The 12,182-nt window shown below is 72.2% G+C and carries 10 protein-coding genes; 2 read left to right on the top strand and 8 right to left on the bottom strand.

The window, feature by feature from the left end; all coding sequences use genetic code 11:
* Window positions 1-83 precede the first annotated feature (83 nt).
* A complete protein-coding gene (gene murA, locus B1H29_RS22690) occupies window positions 84-1,430 on the top strand; it encodes a UDP-N-acetylglucosamine 1-carboxyvinyltransferase (protein ID WP_055417191.1) in 1,347 nt (448 codons plus the stop codon).
* 189 nt (window positions 1,431-1,619) lie between these two features.
* On the opposite strand, the gene B1H29_RS22685 is transcribed toward murA, so the two are convergent.
* The 6 genes from B1H29_RS22685 to B1H29_RS22660 all read right to left on the bottom strand — a co-directional run bounded on the left by B1H29_RS22685 (window position 1,620) and on the right by B1H29_RS22660 (window position 8,642).
* The gene (locus B1H29_RS22685; protein ID WP_003950507.1) at window positions 1,620-1,901 is read right to left on the bottom strand and encodes an HU family DNA-binding protein; all 282 of its coding nucleotides are present in this window, start codon (window positions 1,899-1,901) and stop codon (window positions 1,620-1,622) included.
* 351 nt (window positions 1,902-2,252) lie between these two features.
* Entirely contained in the window at window positions 2,253-3,668 is a 1,416-nt protein-coding gene (locus B1H29_RS22680; protein WP_055417192.1) for an NAD-dependent malic enzyme, read from the bottom strand.
* A 424-nt stretch (window positions 3,669-4,092) separates the two neighbouring features.
* Window positions 4,093-6,405: a HelD family protein gene (locus B1H29_RS22675; protein WP_055417193.1), complete on the bottom strand. Its 2,313-nt coding sequence runs from the start codon at window positions 6,403-6,405 to the stop codon at window positions 4,093-4,095.
* Between the two features lie 82 nt (window positions 6,406-6,487).
* Window positions 6,488-7,270, bottom strand: coding sequence for a zf-HC2 domain-containing protein (locus tag B1H29_RS22670; RefSeq protein ID WP_055417194.1), 783 nt, complete (start codon window positions 7,268-7,270; stop codon window positions 6,488-6,490).
* A gap of 71 nt (window positions 7,271-7,341) precedes the next feature.
* Entirely contained in the window at window positions 7,342-7,866 is a 525-nt protein-coding gene (locus B1H29_RS22665) for a sigma-70 family RNA polymerase sigma factor (protein WP_007450155.1), read from the bottom strand.
* A gap of 185 nt (window positions 7,867-8,051) precedes the next feature.
* On the bottom strand, window positions 8,052-8,642 hold the full coding sequence (locus B1H29_RS22660) for a CGNR zinc finger domain-containing protein (RefSeq protein ID WP_055417195.1): 591 nt from the start codon (window positions 8,640-8,642) through the stop codon (window positions 8,052-8,054).
* Between the two features lie 190 nt (window positions 8,643-8,832).
* On the opposite strand from B1H29_RS22660, the gene B1H29_RS22655 reads away from it, so the two are divergent.
* Complete coding sequence (locus B1H29_RS22655; RefSeq protein ID WP_055417196.1) at window positions 8,833-9,564, top strand: hypothetical protein; 732 nt, start codon at window positions 8,833-8,835, stop codon at window positions 9,562-9,564.
* Here the strand turns inward: B1H29_RS22655 and B1H29_RS22650 are convergent.
* Entirely contained in the window at window positions 9,510-10,664 is a 1,155-nt protein-coding gene (locus B1H29_RS22650) for a uroporphyrinogen-III synthase (protein ID WP_055417197.1), read from the bottom strand. The two genes, B1H29_RS22655 and B1H29_RS22650, sit on opposite strands and share 55 nt — an antisense overlap.
* A gap of 121 nt (window positions 10,665-10,785) precedes the next feature.
* On the bottom strand, window positions 10,786-12,147 hold the full coding sequence (locus B1H29_RS22645) for a nitrate/nitrite transporter (RefSeq protein WP_055417198.1): 1,362 nt from the start codon (window positions 12,145-12,147) through the stop codon (window positions 10,786-10,788).
* Window positions 12,148-12,182: the final 35 nt, after the last annotated feature.

Below are 12,182 nucleotides of genomic sequence, written 5' to 3'. Positions count from 1 at the left end.
TGCACAGGCTTACTGAAGGGGGGTACAAGACGATTACCCTTTCCCTTCTGGCCCCTGCCCAACCCCCACGGAACGCGAGATTCATGACCGTCAACGGCGCTGATGACGTACTGCTTGTCCACGGCGGAACCCCGCTGGAGGGCGAGATCCGGGTCCGCGGTGCGAAGAACCTCGTGCCGAAGGCCATGGTGGCCGCCCTGCTGGGCAGTGCGCCGAGCCGGCTGCGCAACGTGCCGGACATCCGCGACGTGCGGGTCGTACGCGGACTGCTGCAACTGCACGGGGTCACCGTCCGTCCGGGCGAGGAGCCCGGCGAGCTGGTGCTCGACCCCTCGCACGTGGAGAGCGCGAACGTCGCCGACATCGATGCCCACGCGGGCTCGTCGCGCATCCCGATCCTGTTCTGCGGCCCGCTGCTGCACCGCCTCGGGCACGCGTTCATCCCGGGCCTGGGCGGCTGCGACATCGGCGGCCGGCCCATCGACTTCCACTTCGAGGTGCTGCGGCAGTTCGGCGCGAAGATCGAGAAGCGGGAGGACGGCCAGTACCTGGAGGCCCCGCAGCGGCTGCGCGGTACGAAGATCAACCTGCCGTACCCGTCCGTCGGCGCGACCGAGCAGGTGCTGCTGACGGCGGTGCTGGCCGAGGGCGTCACGGAGCTGTCCAACGCCGCCGTGGAGCCGGAGATCGAGGACCTGATCTGCGTCCTGCAGAAAATGGGCGCGATCATCGCGATGGACACCGACCGCACCATCCGCATCACCGGTGTGGACGAGCTCGGCGGCTACACCCACCGTGCCCTCTCGGACCGCCTGGAAGCCGCCTCCTGGGCCTCGGCGGCGCTGGCGACCGAGGGGAACGTCTACGTCCGCGGCGCCCAGCAGCGCTCGATGATGACGTTCCTGAACACCTTCCGGAAGGTGGGCGGCGCCTTCGAGATCGACGACGAGGGCATCCGCTTCTGGCACCCGGGCGGTCAGCTCAAGTCCATCGCCCTGGAGACGGACGTGCACCCCGGCTTCCAGACGGACTGGCAGCAGCCCCTGGTGGTCGCCCTGACGCAGGCCACGGGCCTGTCCATCGTCCACGAGACGGTCTACGAGTCCCGTCTCGGCTTCACCTCCGCGCTCAACCAGATGGGCGCCCACATCCAGCTCTACCGCGAGTGCCTCGGCGGCTCCCACTGCCGCTTCGGCCAGCGCAACTTCCTGCACTCGGCCGTCGTGTCAGGACCGACCAAGCTGGAGGGCGCCGACCTGGTCATCCCCGACCTGCGCGGCGGCTTCTCCTATCTCATCGCCGCCCTCGCGGCCCAGGGCACCTCCCGGGTCCACGGCATCGACCTGATCAACCGGGGCTACGAGAACTTCATGGAGAAGCTCGTGGAGCTCGGCGCGAAGGTGGAACTCCCGGGCAAGGCGCTCGGCTAGACGGCAGACGCGACAACGCCGTGGGGCGGTCACCCGGAGCCCGGGTGACCGCCCCATCGGCGTTGAGTCGAGCGCCCCGAAGGGGGCGCGGGGAACTGCGCGACAAGACACGATGTCGCCGCACCCGCCTTACGGCCCGCAGGCCGAGCGGACGGTCCGCGCAGTCACCCGGCGCTCCAAGCGGAGCGCTTACTTGCCCTTGGCGGCTTCCTTGAGCTTCGAGCCCGCGGAGACCTTGACGCTGTAGCCGGCCGGGATCTGGATCGGCTCGCCGGTCTGCGGGTTGCGGGCGGTGCGAGCGGCACGGTGGGTGCGCTCGAAGGTCAGGAAGCCGGGGATGGTGACCTTCTCGTCGCCCTTGGAGACGATGTCGCCGACAACCTCGGCGAACGCGGCCAGCACGGCGTCGGCGTCCTTGCGGGTCACCTCGGCGCGGTCGGCCAGCGCGGCCACCAGCTCACTGCGGTTCATGTTGTTACTCCCGTGTTCTTCTTGCCGTTGAGGCGTGCCACGCGGCGGAGCCGCATGTTGGGCACAGCGATGCCGATGCTGCCAGGGTCCTCGGACACTCCCCGGACCCGGGTCGGTCGTCAGACCCTCGCGCCCAGGGAGGCATCCTGCCTCCACCTGCGGCGGTAAAGCCAATCCGGCACCCCCAGGAGTCGTGAGAACACCCTTGGGAGTCACACGCCGAGAGGGCCTGAGCCTTGCGCAACCCTAGAGGGCGACCCGAGGCCCGACATCCCGCGACGCGCCGGTGGGGCGGCCCGCCGTGGTGATCCTCACCACCCCGCCACGGACCGCCCACAATCCGTCCGGGTGCTACGCCACCACTCCGGCGGCCTTGGCCGCGTCCCGCACCGCGCCCGCGACGGCACCGGCGACCTTGTCGTTGAAGACGCTGGGGATGATGTAGTTCGGGTTGATCTCGTCCTCGGTCACCACGTCCGCGAGGGCGTGCGCGGCGGCCAGCATCATCTCGGTGTTGACCGTGCGGGACTGCGCGTCCAGCAGACCCCGGAACACGCCCGGGAAGACCAGCACGTTGTTGATCTGGTTCGGGAAGTCGGAGCGGCCGGTGGCGACGACCGCCGCGGTCTGGCGGGCGATCGCCGGGTCGACCTCGGGGTCGGGGTTCGCGAGCGCGAACACGATCGCACCCTCGGCCATGGCGGCCACGTCGTCGCCGTCGAGGACGTTGGGGGCCGAGACGCCGATGAAGACGTCGGCGCCGTGCACGGCCTCCTTGAGGGTGCCGGTGAGGCCCTCCGGGTTGGTGTTGTCGGCGATCCAGCGCAGCGCCGACCCGGGGGCGGCGTCGACCAGGTCGGCGCGGCCGGCGTGCACGACGCCGTGGATGTCGGCGACGACGGCGTTCTTCACACCCGCGGCGAGCAGCAGCTTCAGGATGGCCGTACCGGCCGCGCCGGCGCCGGACATGACGACCCGTACGTTCTCGATGGGCTTGTCCACGACGCGCAGGGCGTTGGTCAGGGCGGCGAGGACGACGATGGCGGTGCCGTGCTGGTCGTCGTGGAAGACGGGGATGTCGAGGGCCTCGCGCAGCCGGGCCTCGATCTCGAAGCAGCGGGGCGCGGAGATGTCCTCGAGGTTGATGCCGGCGAAGCCCGGGGCGATGGCCTTGACGATCTCGACGATCGCGTCGGTGTCCTGGGTGTCGAGGCAGAGCGGCCAGGCGTCGATGCCGGCGAACCGCTTGAACAGGGCCGCCTTGCCCTCCATGACCGGCAGGGCGGCCTTGGGACCGATGTTGCCCAGGCCCAGCACCGCGGAGCCGTCCGTCACGACCGCAACGGAGTTGCGCTTGATGGTGAGGCGGCGGGCGTCCTCGGGGTTCTCGGCGATCGCCATGCAGACGCGGGCCACACCCGGCGTGTAGATCATGGAGAGGTCGTCGCGATTGCGGATGGGGTGCTTCGACGCCATCTCGATCTTGCCGCCGAGGTGCATGAGGAAGGTACGGTCGGAGACCTTGCCCAGGCTGACGCCCTCGATGCCGCGGAGCTGTTCGACGATCTCGTCGGCGTGCGAGGTCGAGCCCGCGGCGATGGTGACGTCGATACGGAGCTTGTCGTGGCCGGAGGCCGTGACGTCGAGGCCGGTGACGGAGCCCCCGGCGGACTCCACCGCGGTGGTGAGCTGCGAGACCGCGGTTCCGCCCGCGGGCACCTCCAGTCGGACCGTCATCGAGTAGGAGACGCTGGGCGCCGTTGCCATGGCCGACTTCCTCTGCTTTCACCGTGTAGCTGCGTTGTGCCGTCCGATCGTCGCACCTACCACTGAGTACGTGGTAGCCACCCCGGATTGCGAACTTTGTGTTCGCGTGCCGTCCTCGCCGGACCGTGAGCACTTTCGGAAAACTAATTCCACCATACGAGAAGTCGCGGGTCGACGGAAGAGGCGGACCCGCCCGCGAAAGAACCCGCGGGACGGGAATTGCCTTGCGGGGATCGTTTGTTACCTTGGACGTGGCACCGGCTCGATCCAAGCCCCCGGGCCCAACCTTCGTCGCTCAGAGCGACCACTTGCCGCGAGGCGAGCATGGCGGGTCGGTGCCACTTAAACGAAGAAGACGAGAGGCCCGCGCCATCCCACGGCGCGGGCCTCTCCTCTGTCTCGGATGTCCCGGTAACCCCTCGCCTCAGTCGCGCAGCAGGTCCGGCACCCCCGCGGCGTCCGGCTCGTCCCGCTCGCAGGAGACGACCGTGAGCTGCTGGGTGGCCCGGGTCAGGGCGACGTACAGCACGCGCAGTCCGGCGGGCGACTCGTCGGCGATCTCGGCGGGCGAGACGACGACCGTGGCGTCGTACTCCAGGCCCTTGGCCTCCAGGCTGCCGAGCGCGACCACGCGGTCGCCGAGCCCGGCCAGCCAGCGCCGGGCCTCCTCGCGGCGGTTCATGGCGACCACGACGCCGACGGTGCCGTCCACGAGGTCCAGCAGCCGGGCCGCCTGAGCCCGGACCGACTCCGCGAGGGTCTCCCCCACCACCGCGAAGCGCGGTTCCACGCCCGTCGAGCGCACCGCCGTCGGGGAGTCGGAGCCCGGCATGGCGAGGGCCAGCACCTTGGCCGCCAGCTCGGCGATCTCGGCCGGGTTGCGGTAGTTGACGGTCAGCTCGAAGCGGCGGCGCGGGCGGGTGCCCAGGGCCTCGTCGCGGGCCGCCGCCGCCTCGTCGGGGTCGGACCAGGAGGACTGGGCCGGGTCACCGACGACCGTCCACGTGGCGTGCCGGCCGCGGCGGCCCACCATCCGCCACTGCATGGGGGTGAGGTCCTGGGCCTCGTCCACGATGACGTGCGCGTACTCGGTGCGCTCCTGCGCGAGGCGCTCGGCGCGCTCCCACTGGGTCTCCTCGCGCTGCGGCATCAGCTCGTCCAGGCCGGTGAGCTGGTCCAGCGGGTCCAGCTCGCGCCGCCTGCGGGGGCGGGCCGGGGTGCCGACGATCGCCTGGAGCTCGTCGAGCAGGGCGATGTCGTGCACGGAGTGGCCCTCGCGCCGCAGCGAACGGGCCACCTTGCGGACCTCACCGGGGTTGAGGACGCGCCGCGCCCAGCGGCCCAGCCTCCGCTCGTCCGCCATGGCCGCCAGCACCGCGCCGGGGGTCAGCTCCGGCCACCAGGCGTCGAGGAACGCGATGAAGGAGTCCTCGGAGCTGACGTCCTCGTCGAAGGAGGAGCGCAGCTCGGCGGCCAGCTCGGGGTCGGTGTGCCGGGTGCCGGCGCCCGACTTGGCCCACAGGGCGTCCAGGAGCAGCCGGCGGGCGCGGGGGCGCAGCAGGTTGACGGGGGCGGTGCCGCCGAGAACGGTGCGGCGGATGCCGGCCAGCTCCTCGGCCTCCAGTTCGAGGCGGCGGCCGAAGGCGACGACGCGCAGGAGGCCCGGCGAACCGTCCGGCTCCAGCGCTCCGCGCGCGGCCCGGCGCAGCACCCTGAGCATGCGGGAGGAGCCCTTGGCACGGGCGGTGGCCGGGGAGTCGTACAGCGCGGCGTCGGCGCCCTCGACCAGCGAGCCGATCGCGCGGATGGCGACCTGGCCCTCCTCGCCGAGGGAGGGCAGCACACCCTCGGTGTACGCCACCAGCAGCGGGGTCGGCGAGACGATGAGGATGCCGCCCGCGTACCGGCGCCGGTCCTGGTAGAGCAGGTACGCCGCCCGGTGCAGGGCGACGGCGGTCTTGCCGGTGCCGGGGCCGCCCTCCACGTAGGTCACGGAGGCGGCGGGGGCCCGGATGACCAGGTCCTGCTCGGCCTGGATGGAGGCCACGATGTCCCGCATGGAGTGCGTACGGGCCTGGCCGAGGGCGGCCATCAGGGCGCCGTCGCCGACGACGGCCAGTTCCTCGCCGTCCAGGCTCGCCCTGACCTCGGGCCGCATCAGGTCGTCCTCCACGCCGAGGACGCGCCGCCCCTTGGAGCGGATGACCCGGCGGCGCACGACCCGGCCCGGGTCGACCGGCGTGGACCGGTAGAAGGGGGCCGCGGCGGGCGCCCGCCAGTCGATGACCAGCGGGGCGTAGTCCTCGTCGAGGACGCCGATGCGGCCGATGTGCAGGGTCTCGGCGATGTCGGCGGTGTTGTCGGGCCGCAGGGCGCCCTCGGCGGGCTCCACCGCCGTGTACGCGCCGTCCGGGCCCTTCTTGCCGTCCTTGCCGAGGAGCAGGTCGATCCGGCCGAAGAGGAAGTCCTCGAACTCGTTGTTCAGGCGGCTGAGGTGGACGCCGGCCCGGAAGACCTGCGCGTCGCGCTCGGCCAGCGCGCCGGGCGTGCCGACCTGGCCGCGCTGGGCGGCGTCGTTCATGAGGAACTCGGCCTCGTGGATCTTCTCCTCGAGGCGGCGGTACACCCGGTCCAGGTGTGCCTGTTCCACGCTGATCTCTCGGTCCCGTACGGAGTCCTCCCGTACGGCGTCGTGCACCGAGTCGACCGCTGAGTCCTGTTGCGCCTGTGCGGCCACCGGGCCCCCTTCTGACGTGCTGGGCAGCCGTCAAAGGTACGCGAAGGGGGACCCGGAAGCCACGGCCCGTCCGGTGACGGGCCTACGCGTCCACCTCCACCAGCCGCTCGCCGTCGAAGGTCATGACCTCGAAGCGGTCGATCTGGTTGGGCTCGAAGGCGGCGCCGCCCTGCACGTAGAGGGGCTTCTTGCCCTTGTCGGTGGCGGCGTCCGGGAGGCCGTAGCCCCAGTCCGGGACCGACCAGGAGGTGACCGTCTCGCGTTCGCCGTTCTTGCCGACGGCGATCAGGGAGCACTTCTCGGGGCCCTTGACGTTCTTGAGCTCCAGCACCGCGTCGGTGCCCCAGGCCTTCTTCTGCAGGGCCACGGTGGCACTGACCTCGGTGGCCGGGTCGGTCGCCGTGACCCGGTCGGGCATGGCGGCGAAGGCCGACTCGGCGGGACTGCTGCCCGGCTGCCGGGACGCCTCGGTCCGGCGTCCGCCGCCGTCGTCGTCACCGCCGCCCGTCGTCGCCACGGCGGCGAACGGGCCGCCGATGATCAGCGCGGCCGCGGTGCCCACCAGGTAGAAGTTGCGGCGGCGTTTGCTCGCGCGGCGCTCGGCGACCTCGTCGACGAGCTTCTCCGAGAGCCGCGCGCTGGGCTTCGCGGTGAGCGACTCGGCGATCGCGGGCGTGCCGGTGCCGGGCAGGTCGGCCAGCGCCGCCATCATCGGCTCCATGCCGGCCAGCTCGTCGAGCTGCTGGGCACACCATTCGCAGGTGGCGAGGTGCGCCTCGAAGGCGGTCGCCTCCGCGTCGTCGAGGATGCCGAGGGCGTAGGCGCCGACGGTCTCGTGCTCGTTCGGCGCCGGTGATCCCTGCATGGGGACAGAATTACCCGTATCACCCGGGCCGAATCCCCCGCCGAAACCCTGAACGCCCCCGTACCCGCTCATCACGCCGTCACCCCCCGCTCCTCCAGTGCCAGCTTCATCGAACGCAGGGCGTAGAACACCCGGGAGCGCACGGTGCCGCTGGGTATGCCCAGTGTCTGCGCCGCCTCATTGACGGTACGCCCCTTGAAGTACGTCTCGACGAGGACCTCCCGGTGAGCCGGGGTCAGGTCGTCGAGCGCGTCCGACAGCGTCATCAGCCACAGCGCCTTGTCGATCTCGTCCTCCGCGGGGATGACCTCCAGCGGCGACGGATCGACCTCCTGCGGCCGGGCCTGCCGGCTGCGGTGGCCGTCGATGACGATGCGCCGGGCGACCGTCACCAGCCAGGGGCGTACCGATCCGGTCGCCCGGTTGAGCTGACCGGCGTTCTTCCAGGCACGGATGAGCGTCTCCTGGACGACGTCCTCGGCGCGCTGCCGGTCCCCCGCGACCAGCCGCAGCACGTAGGCCAGCAAGGGGCCGGCGTGCTCCCGGTACAGGGCGCGCATCAGCTCCTCGTCGGGTTCCGAGGACGACTGGGACATGCGATGTCGGGCCCTCGCACCTCGATCATTGGCCACGACGGAATCCTTGCGCACGCCCACCTCCGATGTCCGGGGGTTCCCCCAGTCGGTCGCTCGCCCATCCGGTACGGACGCGAAGTGCGGCGTGTTCAAAGTGAGATGACAGTTTTCTCCGGCCGGTACGACGAACGCGGACGCAACCGCACTTACCGGGCGAGGGCGGCGCGGCGACGGTGCCGGGCGACGCGCTCGCGGTTGCCGCAGATCTCACTGGAGCACCAGCGCCTGCGGTGTCCGCGGGAGGTGTCCACGTACACGATCGGGCAGTTGTCGCCCTCGCACTGCCGCAGGCTCGCCCGCGCGACGGGGTCGGTGAGCAGTTCCACGGCGTCCCGGGCGAGGGCGCCGAGCAGCGCCGCGCACTCGGGCGGCCGGGTCAACTCCCGTACCAGCGCGCCGTCCTCGCCGCGGACCGCGCGCGGGGCCGGGGGCGCGGCGACGGCGAGGTCGTTGACGCGGGCGAGCGCGAGGCCGTACGGGTGGGTGCCGGGCGCGGACCTGGAGCGGACCAGGCGGGCGGCCTGGCCGCGCAGTTCGCGGAAGCCGGCCAGCCAGGAGGCGTCGGCGTGGGACAGCGGGGTGCCGGGCGGGACGAGCCCGGAGCCGGTGATCCAGGCGCGCAGCACCTCGACGCGGTCGAGCCGTTCCACGGGATGGGTGGTGGCGATGAGGTCCAGGCAGATCCGCCCGGTGTCGAACCGCAGCTCGTACGGGTCGGTGGCCGTACCCAGTGCCATGTTCCTGTCACCGCCTAGGGGTTGCCCGGTGGGGCGGGCCGGGAAGGGGAGCAGGTGGACCTCTCCCTCTACAGTGCCTGCCCGCTCCCCCGCCCGGAACCCCTCGTACCGCCACGGCCCGGACGCCTGCGCATGCGCCCGCGCGCCCGGGTCGTGTCCGGCGCCCCGGTGCGCCCCGTCGACTGGACGCATGGCAGAGAACGACGGAACGCGGCGGCCGAGCGCCGCCGGAGCGGTGCTGCTCGCGGCCACCGTCGCCGCGGGCTCGGTGGCCGGTACCTTCTGCGCCTTCGCCCACGCCGTGCTGCCGGCGCCGGCCCGCAGCGACGACCGGGTGTACGTCGACGTGATGCGCGACGTCAACGACGTGATCCAGAACCCGGTGTTCCTGTGCTTCCTGTGCTTCCTGGGCGCGCTGGTGCTCGCGTGCCTGGCGGGATGGCAACTGCGCCGGATGCCGGGACGCCGGTGGGTGCGGGCGGGCGCGCCGGCGTACGCGCTCGCCTCCCTGGTGACCGCGGGCGCCGGCGTCCCCCTCAACGACGCGCTGGCGCGGGCCGGCGACCCGGCGGTTCTGCGGGAGCGGTCGAGGACCCGTGGGTGGCCTGGAACGTCGTACGGGCGGTGCTGTCGACGGTGGCTACGGGGTGCCTGGCCGCCGGACTGGTGGCGTGGGGGAGGCTGTCACGCGAGGAGCGCGCGCGACGGACGTCCGGGTCCTGACCGAGGGGTTCCACGCCCGCCATGGGCCGCGCCGTACGCCGCGGGCGGACCGTACGCCGCGGGGTGTGCCGTACACCACCGGCCGTGCCCGTACGCCGCGGGCCGTGCCGTACGCCACGGGGTGTGCCCGCGCCGCGCCGCGCGTCAGCCGCCGTCCGTGTACTTGGCGTCCGTCGCGGGGTCCAGGGCCAGGCGGTAGCCGCGTTTCACCACCGTCTGGATCAGCTTGGGCGCGCCGAGGGACGTGCGCAGGCGGGCCATCGCCGTCTCGACGGCGTGCTCGTCGCGGCCGGTGCCCGGCAGGGCCCGCAGGAGTTCCGCGCGGGGTACGACCCAGCCCGGCCGCCGGGACAGTGCCCGCAGCAGGGCCATGCCGGCCGGCGGCACGGTCCTGAGCTCCCCGTCGATCAGCACCGCGTGCCCGCGGATCTCCAGCCGGTGCCCGGCGACCGGCAGGGCACGGGCACGGGCCGGCAGCTCCCGGCACAGCGACTGGACGAGGGGGCCGAGCCGGAAGCGTTCGGGCTGGACCGTGTCGACGCCGTGTGCCTGGAGCGGCACCGCGGTGACCGGTCCGACGCAGGCGGGCAGCACGTCGTGGCCGAGGGCGGCGAGCAGCCCGGGCAGCAGGCCCCGTTCCTCGGCGCGGGAGAGCAGGGACGCGGCGGCGGGCGCGCTGGTGAAGGTCACGGCGTCCAGGCCCCGGGAGACGGCGGCGTCCAGCAGCCGGTCGACGGGCCCGAGGTCCTCCGGCGGCAGCCACCGGTACACGGGCACCCCGACGACCTCGGCGCCGCCCGCCCGCAGCGACTCCACGAACCCCGGCAGCGGCTCACCGTGCAGTTGTACGGCGATCCGGCGGCCGTCGACGCCCTCCTCCAGCAGCCGGTCCAGCACCTCGGCCATGGACTCGGAGGCCGGCGACCACTGTTCCGTCAGCCCGGCGGCCCGGACGGCGCCCTTGACCTTGGGCCCGCGCGCGAGCAGTTCCACCGCGCGCAGCCGCTCCAGCAGGGCGTCGCCGAGCCCCCAGCCGTCGGCGGCCTCGACCCAGCCCCTGAAGCCGATGGCGGTGGTGGCCACGACGACGTCCGGCGCCTGGTCGATGAGCTGCTTGGTCGCGGCCAGCAGCTCGCTGTCGTCGGCGAGCGGCACGATCCTGATCGCCGGCGCGTGCAGGACGGCGGCACCGCGCCGCTGGAGCAGCGCGCCCAGTTCGTCGGCCCGGCGGGCGGCTGTCACGCCCACGGTGAAGCCGGCCAGGGGGCCGTGGTCAGGTCGCTGCTGTTCGTCGTCCATGTCTCTCGCCGCGCTCCGATCGTTCAACCCACACCCACACCCACGTGCGTACGCACGTGCCGACCGAGCCTGCCAAGGCCGCGTGACGGGCTCGGTTCGGCTTCATGTCACCAGTGTTACGTCATACCCGGGCGTAACTGAGCTGGGCCTTCGTCTCCGCCGGGCCCTCGGGGCCGTCCGGCGTCCGTGCGGCCGGGCGGCGAAGGTACACCGCCCACGTGACGGCGAAGCAGACGGCGTAGAAGGCGAGGAAGGCCACGAAGGCGCCGGTGCCCGAGCCGACGGAGAGGAAGGACTGCCGGAAGGCGAGGTTGATCGCGACGCCGCCGAGCGCGCCCACCGCGCCGATCAGCCCCATCGAGGCACCGGAGAGCCGCCGCCCGTACGCCACCGCCTCCTCCCCCCGCAGCCCTTCGGCGAGGGCCTTGTTCTGGAAGATGCCGGGGATCATCTTGAACGTCGAGCCGTTGCCGAGCCCGCTGAGCACGAACAGCACCACGAACACGGCCACGAACAGCCCGAGCGACCCCGCCATGCTGGCCGCGACGAGTACGGCGGTGGCGGCGGCCATGGCGACGAAGTTCCACAGCGTGATCCGCGCGCCGCCGTACCGGTCGGCGAGCCTGCCCCCCAGCGGCCGGATCAGGGAGCCGAGCAGCGGACCGATGAAGGTGAGGTACGCCGCCTGGAGCGGGGTACGCCCGAACTGGGTCTGCAGCACCTGCCCGAAGGCGAAGCTGTAACCGATGAACGAGCCGAACGTGCCGATGTACAGCACGGCCATGATCCAGGTGTGGGCGTCCCGGGCTGCGTCCTTGGCGGCCCCGGTGTCGTTCTTCACGGAGGCGAGGTTGTCCATGAAACAGGCGGCGAGGACGGCGGCGACCAGGATCAGCGGGATGTAGACGCCGAGCAGCACCCGCGGCCCGCCGCCCGCCCCGATGATCGCGAGCGCGGCCAACTGGATGACCGGCACGCCGATGTTCCCGCCCCCGGCGTTGAGGCCGAGCGCCCAGCCCTTCCTCCGCAGGGGGAAGAAGGCGTTGATGTTGGTCATGGAGGAGGCGAAGTTGCCGCCGCCGATGCCGGCCAGCAGCCCGACGAGGAGGAAGGTGGAGAAGGACGTCCCCGGCTCCATGACCCGGAACGCGGCCACGGTCGGCACGAGCAGCAGCCCGGCGGAGACGATGGTCCAGTTCCGCCCGCCGAAGATCGCGACGGCAAAGGTGTACGGCACCCGCACGACGGCCCCGACGAGCGTCACCACGGACGTCAGCAGGAACTTGTCGGCCGGCGTCAGCCCGTACTCCGGCCCCATGAAGAGCACCAGCACGGACCACAGCGTCCAGACCGAGAACCCGATGTGCTCGGAGAGGACGGAGAAGAGCAGGTTCCGCCGGGCGACCCGCTCCCCCGTCTCCTTCCAAAAGGTCTCGTCCTCCGGATCCCAGTGCTGGATCCAGCGGCCGCCAGGGACTGTCATGACGCCTCCACGGTGCTCCGTAGCTCGGTTGCACC

The organism is Streptomyces pactum (genome assembly GCF_002005225.1).
GTDB lineage: Bacteria > Actinomycetota > Actinomycetes > Streptomycetales > Streptomycetaceae > Streptomyces > Streptomyces pactum_A.
The sequence above is the reverse complement of the archived record's forward strand: the minus strand, read 5'-3'. Positions and strand labels throughout refer to the sequence as shown.